This window comes from Blastococcus tunisiensis (assembly GCF_900112815.1).
GTDB classification, from domain to species: Bacteria; Actinomycetota; Actinomycetes; order Mycobacteriales; family Geodermatophilaceae; genus Blastococcus_B; species Blastococcus_B tunisiensis.
Genome location: NZ_FOND01000002.1, coordinates 87741 through 111709, shown reverse-complemented (window position 1 = coordinate 111709; position 23969 = coordinate 87741). Strand labels below are relative to the sequence as shown.

The following is a 23969-nucleotide window of genomic DNA, read 5'->3' as shown; positions in this document are numbered from 1 at the left end:
TCAGGGGCCGCCACACGGCGGCCCCTGAGTCGTTCCCGGGGTCCTGCGAGGATGGCTCCGTGACCGCCGAACCCACCGTGCCCGCGCTCTCCCCCGAGGTCACCGCCCGCTGGCAGGCCCGCTTCCGCGCGCCCCGCGTGTCCCTCCCCGACTGGGCGCAGGACGCCCCGCACCGGAACGTCTACTCCTCCGACCTCAGCGGCGTCGTGGAGCAGTACGCCTGGGACCGGGAGACCGGCGAGCACCGCCAGGTGACCGACCGGCCCAACGGCACGCTGATCGCCACGGTCAGCCCGGACGGCGGCACGATCTGGTGGTTCGCCGACACCGACGGCGACGAGTTCGGTGTCTGGATAACCCAGCCCTTCGCCGGCGGGCCCGATCGCGTGGCCGTGCCCGAGGTCGAGGCCGCCTACCCGGCCGGGCTCGAGGTCGGCCGCACGCTGGTCGCGATCGGCCGGTCGACCGACGACGGCAGCGAGCTGTGGCTGGCGCCCTCGGGCGGGGCGCCCCGGGTGATCTACCGGCACGCCGATCCCGCGTCGGTCGACGCGCTCAGCCAGGACGACCAGCTGCTGGTCATCTCGCACTCCGAGCACGGCGACCCGCGCTACCCCGCGCTCCGGGTGCTGCGCACCGGGACCACCACGGAGGACGCGCCCGCCGTGGTCGCCGAGAAGTGGGACGGCGAGGGCCGCGGGCTGCACGCCCTGGAGTTCGGTCCGCTGCCCGACGACCGGCGCCTGCTCGTGGGGCACGAGCGCCGCGGCCGCGAGGAGCTGCTGATCTGGGACGTCGCGGCCGACACCGAGACCGAGATCGCACTGGACCTGCCCGGCGACGTGACCGCGGGCTTCTACCCCGACGGCTCCGCGCTGCTGGTCGGGCACGACCACGCGGCCCGCAGCGAGATCTACCGCTACGACCTGGTCACCGGGGCGCTGGAGAAGCTGGAGACCCCGCCGGGCGTGGTCCGCGGTGCGACGGCCCGCCCTGACGGCACGGTGGAGCTGGCCTGGTCCTCGGCCGCGCTGCCGCCGGTGATCCGCCGGGCCGACGGCCCCGTCGTCCTCTCGGTCGCCGACGAGGAGCCCCCGGCGGCGTACCCGGTGGAGGACCGCTGGGTGCCCGGTCCCGGAGGGGACATCCACGCGCTCGTCGTCCGGCCGCAGGGCCCGCCCCCGTACGCGACCGCGTTCCTGGTGCACGGTGGCCCGGAGGCGGCGGACGACGACTCCTACCGCGCCCGCCGCGCGGCCTACGTGGACGCCGGGTACGCCGTCGTGCACGTGAACTACCGCGGGTCCACCGGCTACGGGTCGGTCTGGCGGGACGCGCTGACCGGGCGGCCCGGGCTCACCGAGCTGGAGGACATCGGCGCCGTCTACGACGCGCTGCTGGGCGAGGGCTTCCTCGACCGGGAGCGCACGCTGCTCACCGGGGGTTCGTGGGGCGGGTTCCTCACCCTGCTGGGGCTCGGCACCCAGCCGGAGCGCTGGACGGCGGGCATCGCCGAGGTGCCGGTGGCGGACTACCTGGCCGCCTACGAGGACGAGATGGAGGGCCTGCGGGCCTACGACCGGGCGCTGTTCGGCGGGTCACCGGAGGAGGTGCACGACGTGTACGTGCGTTCCTCGCCGATCACCTACGTCGACGCCGTCGCCGCGCCGGTGCTGGTGGTCGCCGGGGCCAACGACCCGCGCTGCCCGATCCGGCAGATCGACAACTACCTGGGCCGTCTCGAGGAGCTCGGCAAGGAGCACGAGGTGTACCGGTTCGACGCCGGGCACGGGTCGCTGGTCATCGAGGAGACCATCCGCCAGGTCGAGGTCGCCCTGGCCTTCGCCCTGAAGCACGTCAAGCCTTGACCCGTCCCGAGCTGGGGCCGGAGGCCCCCCGAGGGACGGGTCGCCAGGTCCGCGCGGAGCGGGGGCCGGAGGCTCCCCGACGCGCGGGCCGGATGGGCTCATGTAAGGGGCCTCCGGTGTTGATCGCGCTGGTGGTCTCGGGTTGCATCAGCGATCCGGCTGGTCCGGTGGGTGGCGTCGAGTTCGGCTCTGGGAGTCGCGTCGTGGATGGGCGCGGGGTCTCGTTGCACTGATTGCCACCGCTGGCCCGGTCACGGAGTCCCGGATGAGGGAAGTGGGTCGGCCCGTCGAGGTCGGGCCCGCTTGCAGCACATGAGTGGGTGCCGCGATCGGGAACATCGGCCGGCGCTCGCCGCGCGTGGGGCCGTGACCGTGATCTTCGCGTCGCTCGTCGCGGCCGACCGGAGACAACGGTCCGGTCGACAGCGAGGAGCGCAGCTCATGTCAGATGATCGACGCCTGGTCGGAGTGGATCTAGGGATCGCCAGCGAGCACACCGTGCGGATCCTGCGCGGCGATGGCAGCGAGGTCGCCCGCCGGCGGGCACGTCCCACGGTGGAGAGCCTGGCGGCCGTGGAGGCGGCGGCCCTGGCCGGGTCACCTGCGGGCACCCGGCTGGAAGTGGTGATGGAGCCGACGGGGCCGGCGTGGCTGCCGGTCGCGGTGTTCTTCACCGCCCGCGGGCATCGCGTCTTTCGGGTGGCCAGCGCCAAGGCCGCCGATCTGCGCCGGTTTCTGTCCCGGCACGCCAAGAGCAACGGCATCGACGCCGACACCCTGGCCCGGCTTCCGCTGATCGCTCCCGAGGGTCTGCAGCCGCTGGAGCTGCCCGGCGCCGAGGCCGCCGCGCTGGACCGCCGGGTGCGGGCCTGTGATCGGCTGACCCAGCAAGGAGCGCTGCATCAGCGGCGGATCAAGGACCTGGTCCGCCAACTGCTGCCGGACTCGCCGTTGACCGGAGATCTGGGCAAGACCGACCTGGCGGTGCTGAAGCGGTGGGCCGATCCGCGGGCGCTGCTGGCCGCCGGCCGGCCGCGGCTGCTGGCCGTGATTCACAAGACATCCCAGGGCCAGCAGGGCGATGCCCGCGCCGATCGTTGGCGCGCCGCGGCGACCGCCGCCCTCGAGCTCTACGGTGACCACTCGGCCGTCGCGTTCGCCGATCTGGCCGACGAGGTGGCCACCGAGGTGCGGTTGCTGGAGGCCGTACGCACGGAGCTGGCCGGTCACGCCGCCGCCCGCGCGGAGGCCTACCGGTTCACCGATCCCGGCGCGCTGGCCGCGAGTCTGCCCGGCCTGGCTGAGGTCGGTGCCCCGACGGTGACCGCGATCATCGGCCGCCCCGGCCGGTTCCGGACCGGCAAGCAGTTCCGCTCGTTCACCGGGCTGGCCCCCAAGGCCAGCGAGACCGGTGACACCGACCGCAAGGGCCAGCCGATGAGCAAGGCCGGCAACCGGCTGCTTCGCACCACGCTGATCCGGGCCGCCGACAACGCCCGCCGCCAGGATCCGCAGCTGGCCCGGATCTACTACGTGCAGATGGTCGAGCGCGGCGCCGAGCACCTCAAGGCCTGCTGCGTCGTGGCCGCCCACTTGGCCGAACGGCTGCACAGCGTCCTGGTCCGTGGCATGCCCTACGTCGTCTGCGACACCGACGGCACCCCCGTCGACCCAGCCACCGCCAAGCAGATCATCGCCGACCGGTGGACCGTCCCTGCCGAGGTGCGCGCCCGCCGGCGCAGCCGCAAGCCGATGAGCAAGGCGGGGAAGGCCCCTCAGCAAGTCCACTCAGGACATGACAGGTCAGACACCCGAAGGGTCGACAAACGAGGCGACCTTCCCCGCACCACCAGCGTGCTCGCCCCCAGAACGCCGGTCAAGGCAGGCACTTGACGCCGCAGCCCCCATAGGGAATCAGCGCAGGTCGGGGACGGCTCCTGGCCGCGGTGTGACCCGGAGGGTCACCGTGTCGTAGCGGCGATGAGCTCGGCGATCTGGATGGTGTTGAGGGCGGCGCCCTTGCGCAGGTTGTCGTTGCTGACGAACAGCGCGAGGCCGCGGCCGCCGTCCACACCCGGGTCCTGGCGGATCCGGCCGACGTAGCTGGGGTCCCGGCCGGCCGCGTGCAGCGGGGTGGGGACGTCGGCCAGTTCCACGCCGGGCGCGGCCGACAGCAGCCGGGTGGCGCGCTCGACGCTCAGCGGGCGCTCGAACTCGACGTTCAGCGACAGCGAGTGGCCGGTGAACACGGGCACGCGGACGCAGGTGCCCGAGACCCGCAGGTCGGGGATGCCGAGGATCTTGCGGCTCTCGTTGCGGAGCTTCTGCTCCTCGTCGGTCTCCCACGAGCCGTCGTCGACCACCGAGCCGGCCATCGGCAGCACGTTGAACGCGATCGGCGCGACGTACTTGACCGGGTCGGGGAAGTCCACCGCGGAGCCGTCGTAGGCCAGCTCGTCGGCCTTGTCGACGACCGCCCTGACCTGGGAGTGCAGCTCCTGCACGCCGGCGATCCCCGACCCCGAGACGGCCTGGTAGGTGCTGGCGACGATGCGGACGAGGCCGGCCTCGTCGTGCAGCGGCTTGAGCACCGGCATCGCGGCCATGGTGGTGCAGTTCGGGTTGGCGATGATCCCGCCCCGGGCCTTCGCGATGTCGGCGGGGTTCACCTCGCTGCAGACCAGCGGGATCTCCGGGTCGCGGCGGAACGCGGAGCTGTTGTCGATGACGGTGACGCCGGCCGCGGCGTAGCGGGGGGCCTGCGCGCGGGAGGTGGTGGCGCCGGCGGAGAACAGCGCCACGTCGAGGCCGGTGGGGTCGGCGGTGGCGGCGTCCTCGACGGTGATCTCGCCGTCGCCCCAGGGCAGCGTGCTGCCGGCCGAGCGGGCGGAGGCGAAGAAGCGGATCGACGCGATGGGCAGCTCCCGCTCCGCCAGGATCGAGCGCATCGCCGCGCCGACCTGGCCGGTGGCTCCCACGATGCCGATGTGCAGGGGGCGCATGGCTGCGCTCATCGTCCGGTCCCTCCGTAGACGACGGCCTCGACGTCGGAGCCGAGGTCGAAGGCGTCGTGCACCGCGCGGACGGCGATGTCGACGTCGGTGTCGCGGCAGACCACGGAGATGCGGATCTCCGAGGTGCTGATCAGCTCGAGGTTGACCCCGGCGTCGGCCAGGGCCCCGAAGAACTTGGCGGAGACGCCGGGGTGCGAGCGCATGCCCGCCCCGACCAGCGACACCTTGCCGATGTGCTGGTCGAACTCCACGCCGGTGTAGCCGACGGTGTGCTTGACCTTCTCCAGCGCCGCGATCGCGGCGGGCCCGTCGCTCTTGGGCAGCGTGAAGGAGATGTCGGCGAGCTTGCTGGCACCGGCCGACACGTTCTGCACGATCATGTCGATGTTGATCTCGGCGTCGGCCAGCACGCGGAAGAGCTGCGCGGCCTCGCCCGGCCGGTCGGGCACGCCGTAGACGGTGATCTTGCCTTCGGAGCGGTCGTGCGCGACGCCCGTGATGATCGCCTGTTCCACCGGGAGGTCCTCCATCGAGCCGGTCACGATCGTGCCGGGAAGGTGTGAGTAGGAGCTGCGGACGTGCACCGGGATGCCGTAGCGGCGGGCGTACTCCACGCAGCGGAGCATGAGCACCTTGGCGCCCGAGGCGGCGAGCTCCAGCATCTCCTCGTAGGTGATGGTGTCCAGCCGCTGGGCGTTGGGGACGATCCGCGGGTCTGCGGTGAACACGCCGTCGACGTCGGTGTAGATCTCGCAGACGTCGGCGCGCAGGGCCGCGGCGACGGCGACAGCGGTCGTGTCCGAGCCACCGCGGCCGAGCGTGGTGATGTCCTTGGTGTCCTGGCTGACGCCCTGGAAGCCGGCCACGATCGCGATGGATCCCTCGTCGAGCGCCGACCGCAGCCGGCCCGGGGTGACGTCGATGATCCGCGCCTTGCCGTGGCTGGAGGTGGTGATCACCCCGGCCTGCGACCCGGTGAAGGACCGGGCCTCGTACCCGTGCGTGGAGATGGCGATGGCCAGCAGCGCCATCGAGATCCGCTCGCCCGCGGTCAGCAGCATGTCGAGCTCGCGGCCGGGCGGGTCGTCGGTGATCTGGCCGGCCTGGTCGAGCAGCTCGTCGGTCGTGTCGCCCATCGCGGAGACGACCACGACGACGTCGTCGCCGTTCTTCTTCGCGGCGACGATCCGCTCGGCGACACGCTTCATGTGCGCTGCGGAGGCGACGGAGGAACCGCCGTACTTCTGGACGACGAGGGCCACGGGTCCACAGGCTACCGACGTGCCCGGGCGCACCGACGCTTGCGTCCCCGGAACGCGCACGTTGTGATCATGGGATGGACGACCCGGAGCAGTGGCTGCTCACCTCCGAGGAGCGCGGCAACCCGGGCACCCCCCTCCCGGCGTGGACGGCCGGCAACCTCATCCGGCCGCTGGTGCACGGGGCGGCCTACTTCGACCGGCTGGTCGAGGTGGTCGAGCAGCTGGGCTCGGGGGACCGCGTGTGGTTCACCGACTGGCGCGGAGATCCCGACCAGCGGCTGCGTCCGGACGGCCCGACCGTGAACGAGCTCTTCAGCGCCGCGGCACACCGGGGGGTGGACGTCCGCGGCCTGGTGTGGCGCTCGCACACCGACGCGCTCTCCTACAGCAAGGAGGAGAACCGGTCGCTGGACCGCGAGCTCGAGGAGGACGGCGGGCGCGTGGTGCTCGACCAGCGCGTGCGCCGGGTGGGCAGCCACCACCAGAAGATCGTGGTGATCCGCTGCCCCGCCGACCCGTCCATGGACGTCGCGTTCGCCGGTGGGATCGACCTGTGCCACAGCCGCCGGGACGACGCCGAGCACGGCGGTGACCCCCAGGCGGTGAACATGGCGTCCTCGTACGGGCCGACGCCCCCGTGGCACGACGTCCAGGCCGAGATCCGCGGGCCGGCCGTCGCCGTGCTGGACACCGCGTTCCGGGAGCGCTGGGACGACCCGACCAGTCCCGTGCAGGGCAATCCGATCGCCTACGTCATCGACCGGTTCCGCCAGGCCCGGCTCGACCCCTCGCCGCTGCCGCCCGAGCTGCCGGCACCGCCGGAATGCGGTCCGCACCTGGTGCAGACACTGCGGACCTATCCCAAGATCCAGCCGCGCTACGACTTCGCGCCGGAGGGCGAGCGGTCGATCGCCCGCGGGTACAGCAAGGCGGTCAAGAAGGCCCGGCGGCTGATCTACCTCGAGGACCAGTACCTCTGGTCCTCGGAGGTCGCCCAGCTGTTCGCCGACGCGCTGACGGACAACCCGGAGCTGCACCTGGTCGTCGTCGTGCCTCGCATCCCGGACCAGGAGGGCGCGTTCAACGCGACGCCGCAGTACGTGGGCCGCCGCCAGGCGATCGACCTCTGCGTCCGGGCGGGGGGCGAGGACCGGGTCCACGTGTTCGACGTCGAGAACCACGCCGGGACGCCGGTCTACGTGCACGCGAAGATCTGCGTGGTGGATGACGTGTGGGCGAGCATCGGCAGCGACAACTTCAACCGCCGCTCCTGGACCCACGACAGCGAGCTGTCCACCGCTATCCTCGACACCACCCGCGACCCCCGGGAGCCCCGCGATCCGGCCGGGTCGGGGGACGGCGCGCGCACCTTCGCGCGGGACGTGCGGCTGGAGCTCGCCCGCGAGCACCTGGACCTGCCGCAGGACGGCAGCGAGGACGACCTGCTGCTCGACCCGGAGCGCTTCGTCGCCACCGTCGAGGCGCGGGCGGCCGCCCTGCAGGAGTGGCACGACGGCGGACGGCGGGGAGCCCGGCCCCCGGGGCGGCTGCGGCCGCACCGGCCGGAGAAGCTCGGCCGGCTGACCCGGCTGTGGGCCACCCCGGTGTACCGGCTGCTGGTCGACCCCGACGGCCGCCCGCTGCGCCTGAGGCTGCGCAAGGAGTTCTGACTCGGTTCGTCCGCCGACCGGTCTCCAGCGCCTACCTCCCCGCACGGTCGGCTCCTGCCCACCCCTGTGGGCAAGAGCCGACCCTCCACAGCAGGACATCAGCACCGCCGGCCGGCGACCCGGCGCCTACCTCCCCGCACGGTCGGCTCCTGCCCACCCCTGTGGGCAAGAGCCGACTCTCCACAGAGGGACATGAGCGCTTCCGCCGACCGCCGACCGGATCGCACGCTGGCCCCGTGTCCTTCGACCTGTCCGGGTATCTCCGCCGCATCCGGCGGACCGCGGACCTCTCGCAGCGCCAGCTCGCGGAGGGGCTGGGCATTCCCAAATCCACGCTCGCCGCGGCCGAGGCCGGTTCCCGTGATCTTCCGGCGGGTCGACTGGCGGAGGCCGCGGCCCTGGCCGGCCTCCGGATCGCCCTCGTCGACGCGGACGCCCGGGAGATCCCGCCGATGACCTCGGACGCCGCCCGGGATGCCGCACACCGGCAGTTGCCCGCTCACCTCGACACGCTGCACAGCGACGAGGTGCCCGACCGCTGGGAGCACCGCCCTCGCCGTCGGCAACCGTGGTTCACCTTCGAACTCGACCGTTCCCTCCGCGACACCAGGCGCGCACGGCACGGCGTCCCGGACGACCACCACGCGCCTCGGCCCGGAGACTCACCCGCGGAACGCCGAGCAGCACGGCAGCGCGCTGCCCGGCTGCGGCGCGAGGAGGACCTCCGTCGGCGGCTCGCAGCCGGGGAAATCGCACCCTCGCCGGAGTGGACGTGCACCTGCCCACCCCGGTGCGACGAGCTGGACGACCGGTCCGGCCGGCCCGTGCACGCCGACGAATGCCCGTGCTCCTGCGACCTGGCCTGATCCGCTGCTACCGTGGGCGGCGTGCGCGGCAGCCTCCTGCTTATGAGCCGCGGCGAGGCCCTCTCCTAGGTCGGCCCCCTCGCCGCGGTGATCTGCCGTGGTCGAGTGCGTTCCCGGCGCCTGCTGACCGCCCCACCGGAGCTGAGTCCAGCCCGCGCCAGAGGAGCCCGAGACCGTGAGCACGAACCCCCAGCACCCCCATGCACGCAATCCGCAGCAGCCGTCGCGCATGCCGATCCACCGCTACACCCCCTTCACCCCCGTGGTGCTGGCCGACCGCACGTGGCCGGAGAAGGTCACCACCGTCGCCCCGCGCTGGTGCGCCGTGGACCTGCGGGACGGCAACCAGGCCCTGATCGACCCCATGACCCCCGACCGCAAGCGGCGGATGTTCGAGCTGCTGGTCCGGATGGGGTACAAGGAGATCGAGGTCGGCTTCCCGGCCGCCAGCCAGACCGACTTCGACTTCGTGCGCCAGCTGATCGAGGACGACCTGGTACCGGACGACGTCACCATCCAGGTGCTGACCCAGGCCCGCGACGAGCTGATCGAGCGCACCTTCGAGTCGCTGCGCGGCGCCAGGCAGGCGATCGTGCACCTCTACAACTCCACCAGCACCCTGCAGCGGCGGGTGGTCTTCGGCTCCGACCGCGCCGGCATCGTCGACATCGCCGTCCACGGCGCCGAGATGGTGCGCAAGCTGGCCGAGCAGATGGACGACACGGAGATCCTCTTCGAGTACTCCCCCGAGTCCTTCACCGGCACCGAGCTCGACTTCGCCGTCGAGATCTGCAACGCGGTCACCGACGTCTGGGAGCCCACCCCGGACCGGCCGACGATCATCAACCTGCCCGCCACCGTCGAGATGGCCGAGCCGACCGTCTACGCCGACCAGATCGAGTGGATGCACCGCAACCTGGGCCGGCGCGACTCCGTCGTCCTGTCCCTGCACCCGCACAACGACCGCGGCACCGCCGTGGCCGCCGCCGAGCTGGGCTACCGCGCCGGCGCCGACCGCATCGAGGGCTGCCTGTTCGGCAACGGCGAGCGCACCGGCAACGTCGACCTGGTGACGCTCGGCCTGAACCTGTTCAGCCAGGGCATCGACCCGCAGATCGACTTCTCCGACATCGACGAGATCCGCCGCACCGTCGAGTACTGCAACCAGCTGGGCGTGCACGAGCGGCACCCCTACGGCGGGGACCTGGTCTACACCGCCTTCTCCGGCTCGCACCAGGACGCCATCAACAAGGGCTTCAAGGCGCTGGAGGCCGACGCCGCGGCGGCCGGGATCCCGGTCGAGCAGCAGACGTGGGCCGTGCCGTACCTGCCGATCGACCCCAAGGACGTCGGCCGCAGCTACGAGGCCGTCATCCGGGTGAACAGCCAGTCCGGCAAGGGCGGCGTCGCCTACATCATGAAGACCGAGAACCACCTCGACCTGCCCCGCCGGCTGCAGATCGAGTTCAGCGCGGTCATCCAGCAGCACACCGACGACGAGGGCGGCGAGGTGACCGCCCAGCAGATGTGGACCGCCTTCTCCAACGAGTACCTCCCCGACGCCGACGCCCCGTGGGGCCGGTTCTCCCTCTCCGGGCACCGGCACACCGCGCACGGCGACACCGTCGACGAGATGACCGTGGAGCTGGTCGACCACGGCGTCCCGGTGACCGTCGAGGGCCGGGGCAACGGCCCCATCGCCGCGTTCGTCGACGCCCTGAAGAGCCTCGACGTCGACGTCCGCGTCCTGGACTACGCGGAGCACGCCCTGTCCGCCGGAGGCGACGCCAAGGCCGCCGCCTACGTCGAGTGCGCCGTCGGGGACCGCGTCCTCTGGGGCGTCGGCGTCGACCCGAACATCGTCAGCGCCTCCCTGCGCGCCGTGGTGTCGGCGGTCAACCGGGCGCACCGGTAAGAAAGGCGTCGTCGGGGCGTCGGAGAACCGGACGCCCGGACGACGGAGGGACATGAGCAGCCCGGGATCGCGCGCGGTGGGACCACCGCCCGATCCCGGGCTGCTGTCGCTCTACGACCGGGCGCTGCCCGAGGTCTACGGCTACCTGCTCGCCCGCTGCGGCCGGCGCGCCCTGGCCGAGGATCTCACCGCCGAGACCTTCCTGGCCGCCGTCCGGGCCGAGGCGGACGGCGGCGGCCCGACGACGGTCGCGTGGCTGATCGGCACCGCGCGGCACAAGCTCGTCGACCACTGGCGCCGGCTCGAACGCGAGGAGCGCGGCCTGCGGCTGCTCGAGGGCGGAGCCGAGCCGGCCGAGGACCCGTGGGACGAGCAGCTCGACGCGCTGCGCGCGCAGCAGGTCCTCGACCAGCTCTCCCCCGCCCACCGGGCCGCGCTGACCCTCCGCTACCTCGACGACCTCCCGGTCCCCCGGGTCGCCGCGCTCCTCGGCCGCACCCTGCACGCCACCGAGGCGCTGCTCGTCCGCGCCCGCACCGCGTTCCGCCGTCAGTACGAGTCCACCGAGCAGCCGGGAGGTGCCCCGTGACCGACCCGACGAGCGGTCCCGAGCGGCCGTTCCGGTCCCTGGCCCGCCCGGCCACCCCGGTGGACCCCGACCCCGCCTTCGCCGCCGCCCTGCGCGACCGGCTGCGCCGGGAACTCCTCCGGCAGCAGCCGCCTCCCACCCGCGAACCGAGGAGAGCAGCCATGTCCGCGATCACCCCCTACCTCGTCGTCCGCGACGCCCGCGCCGCGATCAGCTGGTACGCCGAGGCGTTCGGCGCGCACCCCGTCGGCGACCCCTACCTCGACGGCGACCGCGTCGGCCACGCCGAGCTGGAGATCGCCGGCGCGACGCTCTACCTCGCCGACGAGTACCCCGAGTACGGGCTGCAGGGCCCGGGGGACGGCAAGCCGCCGGTCTCCCTGCACCTCTCCGTGCCCGACGTCGACGCCGTGATGGACCGGGCCGAGAGCGCCGGGGCGACGATCGAGCGCCCGGCCACGGACGAGCCCTACGGCCGCGGCGGCCGGCTCATCGACCCCTACGGCCACCGCTGGATGGTGCAGTCGGCCCCGGCGGCCGCCACTCCCGCGCCGAAGCCGGGCGACCCGGTCTACCTGACGCTGAACGTGCCCGACGGCCGGCGGGCGCTGGACTTCTACGGCGCCGTCCTCGGCTGGACCGCGGTGCCGGGGCGGGTGCCCGACGGCTGGCAGGTCGAGGGCCCGACGCCCATGGTCGGCATCGGCGGCGGCAGCAGCGAGCCGGGCACCGTGCCGATGTACGCCGTCGACGACATCGAGGTGGCCGTCGCCGCCGTCCGGACCGCGGGCGGGGAGGCCGGTGCGATCGAGCGCCAGTCCTACGGGCTCGGCGCCCTCTGCCGGGACGACCAGGGCCTGCCGTTCTGGCTGGGTCAGCTCGGCTGACGGCCACCGGCGTCGGGCGGCCCGTCGAGGTCCTCGCGGCGGCTCTCGACCAGCGCCCGTCCCGGTTCCTCCGGCGGGGCGTCGGCCGGCTCGTCGCCCCGGTAGACGCTGTCCCGCATCTCGCCACCGGTGTGCAGCTCGTCGACCAGCAGCCGGTCCCGGCGCACGTGCCGGCGCCGGTAGGCCACCCGGCTGATCATGTGCGCGCTGACCGGGGCCGTGAGCATCTGGAAGGCCGCGACCAGCAGCAGCATCCAGGTGGCCGACCAGCCCTGGAGCCGGATCGCGGCCCCCACCATGATCAGCAGGACGCCGAGCACCTGCGGCTTCGTGCCGGCGTGCATCCGGGTCAGGACGTCGGGGAAGCGCAGCAGGCCCAGCCCTGCGGTCAGGCACAGCAGCGTGCCGAGCAGCAGCAGCGCGACCGCGAGCACGTCGGGCAGGGCCTCCATGACGCTCACCGGTCGGCCTCCAGGCTCCGCGCGGCCCGCTCCTCGGCCGCCTCCGGCAGCCCGACGTCCTGGCCGTCACCGGCGGACCGCAGCAGCATGCCGCCGATGTACCGGGCGACCGAGACCGAGCCGACGAAGGCCAGCAGCGAGACGACCACGAGCACCGGGACCACCGTCGGGTCCCGCTGCAGGCCGGCGTGGACGGCGAGCCCGGCGGCGATGATGACCAGCAGGGTGTCGGTGGCCACCACCCGGTCGAGCAGCGACGGGCCCATCCCGAGGCGCACGAGGGTCAGCAGGGCCCCCACGCCGAGCATCCCGTAGGCGAGCCAGAAGACGACGGTCACGGCGTCCTCCGCCCGGCGCCGTGGCTGCGCTCGCCCGGCGCGAGGTCGAGCGCGGCGATCTCGTCCGGTGAGCCGAAGGCCCGCACCACGCGTTCCTCCTCCGCCAGGACCGAGGCGCGCTGCGCCTCGACGTCGCCCTCGTCGACCACGTGCAGGATGTGCAGGCCCAGGGTGCGCCGCTCGCGGTCCAGGTCGATCACCATCGAGCCGGGCACGAGGGTCAGCGACTCGGCCAGGATGGTCAGCAGCAGGTCGGAGTCGGTGCGCAGCTGCACCGTGATGATCGCGCTCCGGTCGATGCCCCGGGGCCGGACGGTCTGCCACGCCACCAGCGCACCCGACTTGATCAGGTCGTACACGAAGTGGCCCAGGAAGCGGACCAGCGCCACCGGGCGCACCCGGGCGCCGCCCACCACGGGCGGCAGCGGCAGCAGCAGCGTCACGGCCAGTGCCACGAGCACGCCGCTGATCAGGTTGGCCCACGACCAGGTGCCCCACAGCAGGTTCCAGACCAGCACCAGCCACACCAGCAGCGGCAGCTGGTGCCGGAGCCGGTGCGCTGGCCCCGGGGTGCCGGCGTCGACGCTCACGGCACTTCCTCCCCGAGGAAGACCGAGGAGATGTAGGGGGTGCGGTCCCGGAGGTCCCCCGCCGCCCGCTCCGCCACGCCGTAGAGCGGCCCCGCCAGCGCGGTCAGCCCGACGGTCACCACCACCATCGCGGCGGTGGAGCCCACCATCACCCGGGGCAGCGGCCGCAGCGGCCTTTCCCGCGCGGCCTCGCCGCCCAGCCCGTCGGTCACCGGCGAGGTGGCCGTCGCGACGGCGGTGTGCCGCTCCCAGGCAGCCCGCCGGGCCTCGGCGCGGACCCCGGCGGCGTCGGCCGGCGACCCGGCGGGCACCGGCTCCTTCTCCTCCACCGGCTCCTGCTCGTGCGCGGGACCCGGCGCCGGGGCCGGGGCGAGCTCGGGCCCCGCATCGGCCGCCGCGGCGTCGGAGGACTCGTCGGCCGGCGCCTGGGCCGGGGGCCGCCAGAAGGCGCGGCTCCAGACCCGCGAGATCGCCAGCAGGGTGAGCAGGCTGGTCACCGCGCCGCCGGCGACCAGGACGATCGGCAGCCACCCGCCGTCGGCGATGCCCGCCTCGAGCAGGCCCAGCTTCCCGATGAACCCGGAGAAGGGCGGGATCCCGGCGAGGTTCATCGCCGGCACGAAGAACAGGACTGCCAGGAGCGGGGACGCCGTCGCCAGCCCGCCGAGGCGGTCCACGCCGGTCGACCCGCCCTGCCGCTCGACGAGGCCGGCCACGAGGAACAGCGTGGTCTGGATGGCGATGTGGTGGACCACGTAGAAGAGCGCCCCGGCCAGGCCCGCCTGGGAGGCGAGCGAGATGCCGAACACCATGTAGCCGATGTGGCTGACCAGGGTGAAGGACAGGATCCGGCGGATGTCGGTCTGCGCGACCGCGCCCAGGATGCCGATCAGCATGGTGGCCAGCGCCGCCCACATCAGCACTTCGTCCAGCGCACCCCCGGGGAACAGCAGCGTCTGCGTGCGGATGATCGCGTAGACCCCGACCTTGGTGAGCAGGCCGGCGAACACCGCGGTGACCGGGGCGGGTGCGGTCGGGTAGCTGTCGGGCAGCCACGCCGAGAGCGGGAAGACCGCCGCCTTGATGCAGAACGCGATCAGCAGCATCGACTGGAGCAGCACCTGGGTGCCCTCGGGCAGCTCGCCGAGCCGCACGGCCAGCTGCGCCATGTTCACCGTGCCGGTGGCCCCGTACACCAGGCCGATCGCGGCCAGGAACAGCAACGAGCTCAGCAGGCTCACGATGATGTAGGTGATGCCGGCCCGGATGCGCGCCGCCGATCCGCCGAGCGTCAGCAGCACGTAGCTGGCCGTCAGCAGGATCTCGAAGCCCACGTAGAGGTTGAACAGGTCGCCGGCCAGGAAGGCGTTGGCCACGCCGGCGATGAGCACCAAGAACGTCGGGTGGAAGATCGAGATCGGCGTCTCCTCGTCGCCGTCGGCCGCGCCCTGGCCCACCGCGAACACGAGCACCCCGAGCGCCACGGTGGCGGCGACGACCAGCATCAGCGCCGAGAGCCGGTCGACGACGAGCACGATGCCCAGCGGCACCGGCCACCCGCCGACCGGGACGGCGTCCGCGCCGTCCCGGTCGGCGAGCAGCAGCAGTCCGACGGCCACGGCGAGCACCGAGGCCAGCACGACGATGCTCAGCGCGCGCTGCACCCGTGGGTGCCGGCCGCCGACCAGCAGCGCCGCGGCCGCACCGAGCAGCGGCAGCAGCACCGGCAACGGCGTGAGGACCCGGATCACCGGTTCCTCCGCCGGGTCGGGGGCAGGTCGACGTCGTCGGAGGGGATACCGGAGTACCGCCGCGCCAGCCGGCGCTCGACGTCCAGGTCCGGGTCCACCCCGTCGCCGTCGCCGTTGTCCGCCGCGAAGGTGTCGGCGTGCATGGCGGCCCGGTCCTCGGGGGCGAGGTCGTCGGGGTCGATGTCGTCGGCGTCGGTCTGCGACCGGGCGGCGACGCGGCGGTCCTCCTCGTCCACCTCGATCACCTCCTGGCGCACCAGCCGCCAGGACCGGTAGATGATCGCCAGCACGAACGCCGCGATGCCGAAGGTGATGACGATCGCGGTGAGGATCAGGGCCTGGGGCAGGGGGTCGCTCATCTCCTCGGGCTCGGCGTACCCCAGGATCGGGGCCAGGCCGGCGGGGCCGCCGGCGGACAGCAGCAGCAGGTTGGTCGCGTTGCCGAGCAGCAGGAAGCCCAGCAGGACGCGGGTGAGGCTGCGGTCGAGCAGCAGGTAGACACCGGCGGCGTAGAGGCCCCCGATGATCACCGGCAGGACGACGGTGGGGGTCATCGGGCGATCACCTCTCCCGGTGCGGCGTCGATCGGGTCGTCCTCGTCGACCTCGCGGTCCAGCTCGGCGCCGAGGCTGCGGAGGATGTCGAGGACCAGCCCCACCACGATCAGGTAGACGCCGATGTCGAAGAACAGCGAGGTGACCAGCTTGACGTCGCCGAGCACCGGCAGCGTCGTCTCCAGGATCGCCGTCTGGAGCACCTCGACGCCGAGCACCAGCCCGACGACCCCGGTGCCGCCGGAGAACAGCAGCCCCACGCCCAGCAGCAAACCCGGGTCGACCGGGGCGGCCTCGCCCAGCTCGTAGCGGCCACCGGCCAGGTAGCGGAGCACCAGGGCGAGACCGGCGACCAGCCCCCCGGCGAAGCCGCCGCCCGGCTCGTTGTGGCCGCTGAACAGCAGGAAGATCGAGAACACCAGGATCGTGTGGAACAGGATCCTGGTGACCACCTCGAGGATCACCGACCGCCGCTCCGGCGCCAGCACCGCGGACGCGGCCAGCCACTGCCCGCGGGGCGCCCGCCGCGAGGTGCGCTGCTGCCGGGCCAGCTGGACGGGGTCGATCCGGTCGACGCTGCCGGTGCGCCGGCGCAGGAACACCAGGCTGGCCACGCCGGTGGCGGCCACGACCAGCAGCGAGATCTCGCCGAGGGTGTCCCAGGCGCGGATGTCGACCAGCGTCACGTTGACCACGTTCTGGCCGCCGCCGAGGTCGTAGGCGGCGTCGGGGTAGTCCACCGACACCGGCGTGGCGGTGCGGGCGCTCATGGCCACCGCGCCCGCCGCGGCCATCAGCGCCCCGACGGCGACGGCGACGACCCCCCGTCCGGCGCGCTCCCGCGGCCGGTGCCGCTCGGTGATGTCCTTGGGCAGCTTGCGCAGCACCAGCACGAACACCACCAGCGTCAGCGTCTCGACCAGGAACTGGGTGAGGGCCAGGTCGGGCGCGCCCTGCAGGGCGAAGAGCACCGCGAGGGCGTAGCCGGTGACCCCGACGACCAGCACCGCCGACAGCCGCTGGCGGATCCGCAGCGCCAGGACCGCCGCGATCAGCGCCACCGCGCCGACGAGCGCCTGGATCGGGCTGTCCCACGCCCGCCACTCCCCGGGCCACGGCGCCCGGAACAGCAGCACCGACCCCGGCAGGGCCAGGACGACGACGAGGATGGTGCCGAGGTAGGCCGGCAGCGAGCCCCGCTGGGTGGTGCCGGTGACCAGCACGGCGAGGCGGTCGAGGGCCTGCAACGTGTTCCAGTACCCCTCGTCCGCCGAGGCGCCGACGGCCATCCGCCGCTGGGTCCGGAACACCCCCCGCCGGACGACGAAGAGCAGGGCACCGCCGGCGAGGGTGAGCGCGGACAGCAGCAGCGCCGGCTGCAGCCCGTGCCACAGCGCCAGCTTCTCCGCCTCGGGGGCCAGCAGCGGCATCGTGTCGGCGTAGCCGGCGACCAGGGGCTCCAGCAGCGGGCTGAACGGTCCGGCGAGCAGGCCGATCAGGGCGAGCGTCGCGGGAGCGGCCAGGAACAGCGCGCCCGGCGGGTGGACCAGGTCGCTGTCGGCGCAGCCGGGCTTGCGGGCGAAGGCTCCCCACAGGAACCGGGCGGTGTAGCCGGCGGTGAGCACCGAGCCGAGCACCAGACCGGTCAGGACGACGGCGGCGGCGGTGCGGTCGGGCAGCCCGCCGTCCCAGAGCGCGGTGAAGGCCGCCTCCTTGCCGACGAAGCCCAGCAGCGGCGGCAGCCCGGCCATCGAGGCGGCGGCCAGGGTGCCGATCACGGCGAGCGAGGGCAGCCGCCGTCCGAGGCCGGAGAGCTTCCGCAGGTCGCGCATCCCGGTCGCGTGGTCGACCACCCCCACGGTGAGGAAGAGGGTCGACTTGAACAGCGCGTGCGCCAGCGTCATCGCCAGCCCGGCGGCCGCCAGCTCCCGGCTGCCGCTGCCGACCAGGACCATGAGGAAGCCCAGCTGGCTGACGGTGCCGAAGGCCAGCAGCAGCTTGAGGTCGTTCTGCCGCAGCGCGCGGTAGCCGCCGACCAGCATCGTGGCCAGCCCGAGCCCGAGGACGACCGGCCGCCAGCCGGGGACCTCGGCGAACCCGGGCGCGAGGCGGGCCACCAGGTAGATGCCGGCCTTCACCATGGCCGCGGCGTGCAGGTAGGCGCTGACCGGGGTCGGCGCCTCCATGGCCGCGGGCAGCCAGAAGTGGAACGGGATCATCGCCGACTTCGTCACCGCGCCCGCGAGGACGAGCATCGTCCCGGCGACGAGGAGGGGACCGCTGCCGGGGTCCGCGATGACCTCCGACAGCAGGTAGCTGCCGCTGGTCTCCCCGAGCATGATCAGCCCGACCAGCATGGCCAGCCCGCCGGCGGTGGTGAGGATCAGCGCCTGGCTGGCCGCGCGCCGGGCGGCGAGCTTGGTCCCCGCCCCGCCGATGAGCAGGAAGGAGAAGACGGTCGTCAGCTCCCAGAAGACGTAGAGCAGCAGCAGGTCGTCGGCGAGGACCAGGCCGAGCATGGAGCCGGCGAACGCGGTGAGGTTCCCGGCGAACCGGGCGCTGCCCTCGTCGTCGGGCTCGAAGTACCGCGCGCAGTACAGCAGCACCAGCGCACCCACACCGGTGACCAGCAGCGCGAAGGTGAGCGACAGGGCGTCCAGCCGCAGCGCCACCTCCAGGTCCAGCGCCGGCACCCAGGGGATCCGCTCGGTGACCTCACCGCCCGCGGTGACCGTCCGCAGCCGGCTCAGGACCCAGCCGAAGCCCGCGGCGGGCACCACGGCCAGCGCCAGGAACGCGGTACGCCCCCACCACCGCACGAGGACCGGGGCCAGCACGGCGGCCACCAGGTGGAGGAGCAGAACGGCGAGCACGGGTCTCCGGGAGTCTCATGGGGCTCGGGGACGACCACAGACGTCGGAGGACACCGGCGGCGGTGATCCCAGGATACGGGGGGAAGCTCAGCGGCCGCCCGGCGTGACCAGGGGACCGGCGCGACCGTGCCGAGGCGGCGACCCGACCGCACCCCGGCGGAGACGCGTGCCCTGCCTACCGCCCGTGGGCAGAGCACAGGCGTGTGCCAGGGAAGATGCCGGCCGCGGTCGGCCACCCGCGAGCCGGGTCGCGTCCGCCGCCCGGACCCGCCTGCCTCGACCCGCTCCGTGCGCAGTCGGCCCTTGCCCACCACGGTGGGCAGCGGCCGACTGCGTCGAGCAGGTCCCTGCGGCCCGGCGGCGCCTGCCCACCACGGTGGGCAGCGGCCGACTGCGTCGAGCAGGTCCTGCGGCCCGGCGGCGCCTTGCCCACCACGGTGGGCAGCGGCCGACTGCATCGAGCAGGTCCCTGCGGCCCGGCGGCGCCTTGCCCACCACGGTGGGCAGCGGCCGACTGCGTCGAGCAGGTGCCTGCGGTCCGGCGGCTCAGCCCTCGGCGGTCTCGGAGGCGATCAGCCAGGCCTCCTCGACCTCCTCCTTCTCCGCGTGCACGGCCTTGAGCTGGGCGTCGAGCTCAGCGGCCTTCCCGTAGTCGGCGGCGGCCGCGGCCAGCTGCTCGTGCAGCTTCTTCTCGTCCGCGTCCAGCTTGAGCATCCGCCGCTCCAGCCGGCTGGCCTCCTTCTTCGCCGCCCGCGCCTCGGCCGCCGACACGGCGGGGGCCGCCGTCGACGGGGCGCCCACCGGGCGCGGACCGCCGTCCCCGGCCGCCGTGGTCAGCGGCGCGCCACCGGCGGCCCGGCGGCGGAGGTACTCGTCCACCCCGCCGGGCAGCTCGGCCAGGCTGCCGTCGCCGAGCAGCGCGACCACCTTGTCGCACACCCGGTCCACGAAGTAGCGATCGTGGCTGACCACCAGCACCGTGCCGGGGAAGCTGTCGAGCAGGTCCTCCAGCGCGGTCAGGGTGTCGATGTCGAGGTCGTTGGTCGGCTCGTCGAGCACGAGCACGTTCGGCTCGGCCATGAGCAGCCGCAGCAGCTGCAGCCGGCGCCGCTCGCCACCGGAGAGGTCACCGACCGGCGTCCACTGCCGGTTGGCCGCGAAGCCGAACCGCTCGGCCAGGGACGACGCCGAGATCTCCTGGTTGCCGATCCGGGCGATGCGGGCGACGTCCTGCACCGCCTCCAGCACGCGGGCGCGCGGCGGCAGCTCGGTGACGTGCTGCGACAGGTAGGCCGGCGCCACCGTCTGGCCGACGACGACCCGGCCGGCGTCCGGCTGCGTCTCACCGACCAGGAGCTTCAGCAGCGACGTCTTGCCGGCGCCGTTCACCCCGACGATGCCGATCCGGTCGCCCGGGCCGACCTGCCAGGTGAGGTCGCGGAACAGCGTGCGCGGGCCTTCGTCGGTCGGGACCGCGTAGTCCACGTCCTCGACGTCGTAGACGCTCTTGCCCAGCCGCCGGGCCGCGAAGCCCTTCAGCGCCATCGAGTCGCGGGCCGGTGGCTCGTCGGCGATCAGCGCCTGCGCGGCCTCGATGCGGAACTTCGGCTTGCTGGTGCGGGCCGGCGGGCCGCGGCGCAGCCAGGCCAGCTCCTTGCGCACCAGGTTCATCCGGCGCTCCTCGGTGACCGCCGAGATCCGCGCCCGCTCGGCCCGGGCCAGGGTGTACGCCGAGTAGCCGCCCTCGTAGGCGTGCACGCTGCCGTCGGCGACCTCCCACGTCGTGGTGCACACCTCGTCGAGGAACCACCGGTCGTGGGTGACGACCACCATCCCGCCCTGCCGGGCCTTCACGTACTCGGCCAGCCAGGCCACGCCCTCGACGTCGAGGTGGTTGGTCGGCTCGTCGAGGACCAGCAGGTCCAGCGGCCGGATCAGCTGGGCGGCCAGCGCGACCCGGCGACGTTCGCCACCGGACATCGGGCCCACCGGGGCGTCCAGGCCCAGCCGGTCGAGCTCGAGGCCGGTCAGCACCGAGCGGACGGCGGGGTCACCGGCCCACTCGTGCTCGGCGGCGAACATCGACGGCGGCAGCACGACGTCGCGCACCGTCGTCCCGGGGGGCAGCGTGCCGGACTGGTCCAGCACGCCCATGGCCAGGTCGCCGCGCCGGGTGACCCGCCCCGAGTCGGGGTCGTCGGTCCCGGTGAGCAGCGACAGCAGGGTGCTCTTGCCGCCGCCGTTGCGGCCGACGACGCCGATCCGCTCGCCGGCGGCGACGCCCAGGGAGACGTCGTCGAGGACGACCGTCGTGCCGAAGGCCTTGTGCACCCGTTCGAAGTTGACCAGGTTCAGGGGTGCGCTCATCACCCCCAGTGTCCCAGGTCGTCTGCTACGGCACCGCCACGACCACCGAGACCGAGTCGGTGTTGCCGCCGAAGTCCTCCACGGTCAGCTGGGTGTACAGCTCGGTGCCGGAGCCCAGCTGCTCGAAGTCGTACTGCAGGTTCGGCAGATCGGCGAAGAGGCCGACGTCGGTGGCCGGTTCCCACGACTGCGTGCCGTCGGCGGAGACCACCAGCAGCTTCGGCACGATGATGCCGTCCGGGTCCGCGGTGAGCTCCCCGTACGTCCCGGCCTCCGTGGCGGAGTAGTAGGTCTCGTTGACGACGTCGCCGGTCTCCGGGTCGAAGGTGATCGTCAGCGTGACGTCGCGGTACTCCTCGCTCTCCCCCGGCGCGTAGTAGGCCAGCGGGACGTCGATCGTGGCCACTTCGGCGTCGTCGTCGTAGGCCAGCGTGAGGTAGGCGTAGGAGGAGTCGACGCCGTCGCTGATGCTCATGACGGTGAGGTCGAAGCTGCCCAGGACCGTCCCCGAGCCGTCGGCGGACACCTCGGCCTGCTCCTCGCCGAAGAAGGTCACCGAGCCGTCCTCGCCGACCTCCCCGTAGCTGATGCCCGCCCAGGTGACGTTGTCCGCGGCGGCTGCGTCGAAGGCCGCCTGCACGTTCAGGCCGTAGTCGTCGAAGAAGTACTCCGCCTCGCCGTCGGCGGTCACGAACGCCGGCTGCTGCTCGGCGGGGATCTCCGAACCGGCCGCGTAGTAGCTGGTGAGGAACTCCCCCCAGGCGCGACTGCTGGCCACCGAGGCGTAGTCGGGGCTGAGCAGGTCCGCCGTCGGCGGGAAGTAGATCGACAGCCCGCTCGCCCCGCGGGCTGCCGGGCCGGCGACGTCGTGGACGACCGCGTCGTCGATCGCCCGGATGAGCGCGTCGGCCTGGTCGGAGACGTCGAGGGCCCCGACCCCGATCTCCGCGGCGAGCAGGCCGAGGTCGGCCATGTGGGTGTCGACCTCCGGGTCGGGGTCGCGGCCGAAGGAGAGCACCTGGGCGCGCTCCCGGCCCACGACCGGGGCGACCGCGGCCGCGCGGCCGCTCAGCGCGGCGCTGAAGTCCGCGACCGCGGCGTCGACGTCGGCCATGGCGTGCAGGTCGATCATCGACAGCGTGATGTCCGCGCCGGTGCCCTCCTCCGCGGCCTGGGCGGCGAACCCGTCGACGATGGCGGTCCCGAGGGTGTCGACGTCGGTGGCCGGGTCGTCGGCGAGCACGGAGAACGCGCGGTAGTCCCAGCCGTGCCCGGGCTCGAGCTCCTGGGAGGCGATCAGCCGGTCGGCCAGCGGGGCCATGGTGCTGGCCGTCTCGTAGGTCGCCATGAGGCAGGCGTCGAAGCCGAGCAGGTCCAGCCGGTCGACGCCGGCCTCCGCCAGGCCGTCCGCGATGCCGCCGCGCAGCTCGTCGAGGGTGAGGATGCTGTGGCCGGAGCCCTCGTCGCCGCCGACGCCGGGCCAGGAGGCGCCGTGGTCGGAGACGACCAGCGCGTAGTTCTCCGCCGGGTGGTCGGCGACGCCCTGCGCGATGAAGTCGGCGAGCGCGGCCGGGTCGCCGGTGTCGACGTCGCCGAGGTCGGCCAGCTCGGTGGCCTCGCCCTGGCCGATGGACAGGTACTTCGCCCCCACCCAGTCGTCCAGGCCCAGGAAGGGGTCGGCGCTGTAGTCGGCGGCGCGGTCCACCATGGCCGCGATCTGCAGGTTCTCGGTGGAGCCGACCTCGGCGAACTCGGCCAGGTCGTCGAGCAGGAAGGGCTCGAGGTCGGTGTCGGCGATGGAGTAGACCAGCACCGTCCAGCCCTCGCCCGAGGGTGCGGCCGTCTCCCCGTCGGCCGTGCATCCCGCCGCGAGCAGCGCCGCCGACATCCCCAGGACCGACCACTGCCGTCGCATGACGCTCCGCTCGTCGCGGCCCGCCGACCGGCGAACCGTGACGCAGTGTCACAGAGACCCGACGGTCCGTCCCGCGGCGCGCCGGGACCCCTGCCGGGTCCCGCCGCGGGCGGGGGTGCTCGTCACGCCAGCCGGGTGACCTCCACCGTCACGGTGTGCCCCTCGCTCCTCGACCCGGAGAACAGGCCCTTGAACGGCGGGACGTCGCCGTAGTCCCGGCCCCGCCCGAGGGTGACGTGCCGGGTGCCGATCTCGACGGAGTTGGTCGGGTCGAAGGCGTTCCACCCACCGTCCCACCACTCCACCCAGGCGTGGCTCTCCCCGGTCACCGGCTCGCCGATCTCCGCGCCGGGCGTGGGGTGCAGGTAGCCGGAGACGTAGCGGGCGGGCAGGCCGAGCGCGCGCAGCAGCCCGACGGTGACGTGCGAGATGTCCTGGCAGACGCCCTGGCCCTTGCTCCAGGCCTGCATGGCGTTGGTCTTCACGTTCGTCGCACCGGACAGGTAGTCGATGTGCGCGCGGACGAACCGGCAGATCAGCGGGCCGGCCTCGTGCGGATGGGCGTCCCCGACGGCCGCCCGCGCCTGCGCCACCACGTCGTCGTCCATGGCGGTGAGCGCGGTGGGGGTGAGCAGTTCCCCGAACTGCTCCCGCACCTCGCGGGCCCGCAGCCCGCTCCAGCCCACCCGGTCGTGGCCGCCGAGGTCGGGCCCGGCCTCCACGATCGAGGTCCCGGTGACCACCAGCTCCCCGTGCGGGCTGTGCAGGTCGAACGCCGTGACCGTGGAGCCCCAGTAGTCGCGGTAGGCGTAGGCGGTGGCGGCCGGCTCGATCTCCACCTTGGAACGCAGCGTCGTCTGCCGGTTGCTGCTCTCCGGGGTCAGCCGCGCCTCGTTGTAGCTGGCGCGCACCGGGCCGGTGTAGTGGAACCGGGTGCGGTGCACGACCTGCAGCCGCCACCGGTGCGCGGCCGGTCGCGCCGCCGCCGTCGCCTCGAACGTCTGCGCCTGGACCTGGGTCATCGGTGACCTCCGTCGCTCGCGCCCGCC

General features: G+C 73.5%; 18 protein-coding genes. 7 read left to right on the top strand and 11 right to left on the bottom strand.

Features of this window, described 5'->3' with window-relative positions:
* Window positions 1–59 precede the first annotated feature (59 nt).
* The gene (locus BM142_RS02955) at window positions 60–1868 is read left to right on the top strand and encodes a prolyl oligopeptidase family serine peptidase (protein ID WP_092195302.1); all 1809 of its coding nucleotides are present in this window, start codon (window positions 60–62) and stop codon (window positions 1866–1868) included.
* 441 nt (window positions 1869–2309) lie between these two features.
* Window positions 2310–3761, top strand: coding sequence for a transposase (locus tag BM142_RS02950; RefSeq protein ID WP_175527071.1), 1452 nt, complete (start codon window positions 2310–2312; stop codon window positions 3759–3761).
* 68 nt (window positions 3762–3829) lie between these two features.
* Here BM142_RS02950 and BM142_RS02945 read toward each other — a convergent pair whose 3' ends face one another.
* Both BM142_RS02945 and BM142_RS02940 read right to left on the bottom strand, forming a co-directional pair.
* On the bottom strand, window positions 3830–4882 hold the full coding sequence (locus BM142_RS02945) for an aspartate-semialdehyde dehydrogenase (RefSeq protein WP_217640541.1): 1053 nt from the start codon (window positions 4880–4882) through the stop codon (window positions 3830–3832).
* A complete protein-coding gene (locus tag BM142_RS02940) occupies window positions 4879–6144 on the bottom strand; it encodes an aspartate kinase (RefSeq protein ID WP_092195299.1) in 1266 nt (421 codons plus the stop codon). Before BM142_RS02940 ends, BM142_RS02945 begins: the two co-directional genes overlap by 4 nt.
* Before the next feature lie 74 nt (window positions 6145–6218).
* Between BM142_RS02940 and BM142_RS02935 the strand changes: the two genes are divergently transcribed.
* The 5 genes from BM142_RS02935 to BM142_RS02915 all read left to right on the top strand — a co-directional run bounded on the left by BM142_RS02935 (window position 6219) and on the right by BM142_RS02915 (window position 12071).
* On the top strand, window positions 6219–7814 hold the full coding sequence (locus BM142_RS02935; RefSeq protein WP_092195298.1) for a phospholipase D family protein: 1596 nt from the start codon (window positions 6219–6221) through the stop codon (window positions 7812–7814).
* A gap of 236 nt (window positions 7815–8050) precedes the next feature.
* Window positions 8051–8680 (top strand): helix-turn-helix domain-containing protein, encoded by a 630-nt coding sequence (locus tag BM142_RS02930; RefSeq protein ID WP_175527070.1) that lies wholly within the window; start codon window positions 8051–8053, stop codon window positions 8678–8680.
* A gap of 175 nt (window positions 8681–8855) precedes the next feature.
* On the top strand, window positions 8856–10595 hold the full coding sequence (gene leuA, locus BM142_RS02925) for a 2-isopropylmalate synthase (RefSeq protein ID WP_254790491.1): 1740 nt from the start codon (window positions 8856–8858) through the stop codon (window positions 10593–10595).
* Window positions 10596–10647: 52 nt separating this feature from the next.
* Entirely contained in the window at window positions 10648–11184 is a 537-nt protein-coding gene (locus BM142_RS02920) for an RNA polymerase sigma factor (protein ID WP_092195295.1), read from the top strand.
* Window positions 11181–12071 carry a VOC family protein gene (locus BM142_RS02915; protein ID WP_092195294.1) on the top strand — a complete coding sequence of 297 codons (891 nt, stop codon included), beginning with the start codon at window positions 11181–11183 and terminating at the stop codon, window positions 12069–12071. The genes BM142_RS02920 and BM142_RS02915 overlap by 4 nt, the downstream gene beginning before the upstream one ends.
* On the opposite strand, the gene mnhG is transcribed toward BM142_RS02915, so the two are convergent.
* The 9 genes from mnhG to BM142_RS02870 form a co-directional block, all read right to left on the bottom strand.
* Window positions 12059–12523, bottom strand: coding sequence for a monovalent cation/H(+) antiporter subunit G (gene mnhG, locus BM142_RS02910; protein ID WP_175527086.1), 465 nt, complete (start codon window positions 12521–12523; stop codon window positions 12059–12061). The two genes, BM142_RS02915 and mnhG, sit on opposite strands and share 13 nt — an antisense overlap.
* 5 nt (window positions 12524–12528) lie before the next feature.
* Window positions 12529–12870: an MrpF/PhaF family protein gene (locus BM142_RS02905; RefSeq protein ID WP_092195292.1), complete on the bottom strand. Its 342-nt coding sequence runs from the start codon at window positions 12868–12870 to the stop codon at window positions 12529–12531.
* Window positions 12867–13460: a Na+/H+ antiporter subunit E gene (locus tag BM142_RS02900; RefSeq protein ID WP_092195291.1), complete on the bottom strand. Its 594-nt coding sequence runs from the start codon at window positions 13458–13460 to the stop codon at window positions 12867–12869. Before BM142_RS02900 ends, BM142_RS02905 begins: the two co-directional genes overlap by 4 nt.
* Window positions 13457–15211, bottom strand: coding sequence for a Na+/H+ antiporter subunit D (locus BM142_RS02895; RefSeq protein ID WP_217640540.1), 1755 nt, complete (start codon window positions 15209–15211; stop codon window positions 13457–13459). Before BM142_RS02895 ends, BM142_RS02900 begins: the two co-directional genes overlap by 4 nt.
* Window positions 15208–15765 (bottom strand): Na(+)/H(+) antiporter subunit C, encoded by a 558-nt coding sequence (locus BM142_RS02890; protein ID WP_092195290.1) that lies wholly within the window; start codon window positions 15763–15765, stop codon window positions 15208–15210. Before BM142_RS02890 ends, BM142_RS02895 begins: the two co-directional genes overlap by 4 nt.
* Window positions 15762–18638, bottom strand: coding sequence for a Na+/H+ antiporter subunit A (locus tag BM142_RS02885; protein ID WP_092195289.1), 2877 nt, complete (start codon window positions 18636–18638; stop codon window positions 15762–15764). Before BM142_RS02885 ends, BM142_RS02890 begins: the two co-directional genes overlap by 4 nt.
* A gap of 546 nt (window positions 18639–19184) precedes the next feature.
* Window positions 19185–21005: an ABC-F family ATP-binding cassette domain-containing protein gene (locus BM142_RS02880; protein ID WP_092195288.1), complete on the bottom strand. Its 1821-nt coding sequence runs from the start codon at window positions 21003–21005 to the stop codon at window positions 19185–19187.
* 25 nt (window positions 21006–21030) lie between these two features.
* Complete coding sequence (locus BM142_RS02875; RefSeq protein ID WP_092195287.1) at window positions 21031–22920, bottom strand: clostripain-related cysteine peptidase; 1890 nt, start codon at window positions 22918–22920, stop codon at window positions 21031–21033.
* A 122-nt stretch (window positions 22921–23042) separates the two neighbouring features.
* Window positions 23043–23942, bottom strand: a complete 900-nt coding sequence (locus BM142_RS02870; protein WP_092195286.1) for a transglutaminase family protein — start codon at window positions 23940–23942, stop codon at window positions 23043–23045.
* Between the last annotated feature and the right edge of the window lie 27 nt (window positions 23943–23969).

What these genes read in the sequence shown, in the direction of transcription:
- BM142_RS02880 (WP_092195288.1), bottom strand. Translation starts at nt 21,005, where the DNA reads ATGAGCGCACCCCTGAACCTGGTCAACTTCGAACGGGTGCACAAGGCC.
- BM142_RS02875 (WP_092195287.1), bottom strand. Translation starts at nt 22,920, where the DNA reads ATGCGACGGCAGTGGTCGGTCCTGGGGATGTCGGCGGCGCTGCTCGCG.
- BM142_RS02920 (WP_092195295.1), top strand. Translation starts at nt 10,648, where the DNA reads ATGAGCAGCCCGGGATCGCGCGCGGTGGGACCACCGCCCGATCCCGGG.
- BM142_RS02890 (WP_092195290.1), bottom strand. Translation starts at nt 15,765, where the DNA reads ATGACCCCCACCGTCGTCCTGCCGGTGATCATCGGGGGCCTCTACGCC.
- BM142_RS02870 (WP_092195286.1), bottom strand. Translation starts at nt 23,942, where the DNA reads ATGACCCAGGTCCAGGCGCAGACGTTCGAGGCGACGGCGGCGGCGCGA.
- mnhG (WP_175527086.1), bottom strand. Translation starts at nt 12,523, where the DNA reads ATGGAGGCCCTGCCCGACGTGCTCGCGGTCGCGCTGCTGCTGCTCGGC.
- BM142_RS02935 (WP_092195298.1), top strand. Translation starts at nt 6,219, where the DNA reads ATGGACGACCCGGAGCAGTGGCTGCTCACCTCCGAGGAGCGCGGCAAC.
- BM142_RS02945 (WP_217640541.1), bottom strand. Translation starts at nt 4,882, where the DNA reads ATGAGCGCAGCCATGCGCCCCCTGCACATCGGCATCGTGGGAGCCACC.
- BM142_RS02950 (WP_175527071.1), top strand. Translation starts at nt 2,310, where the DNA reads ATGTCAGATGATCGACGCCTGGTCGGAGTGGATCTAGGGATCGCCAGC.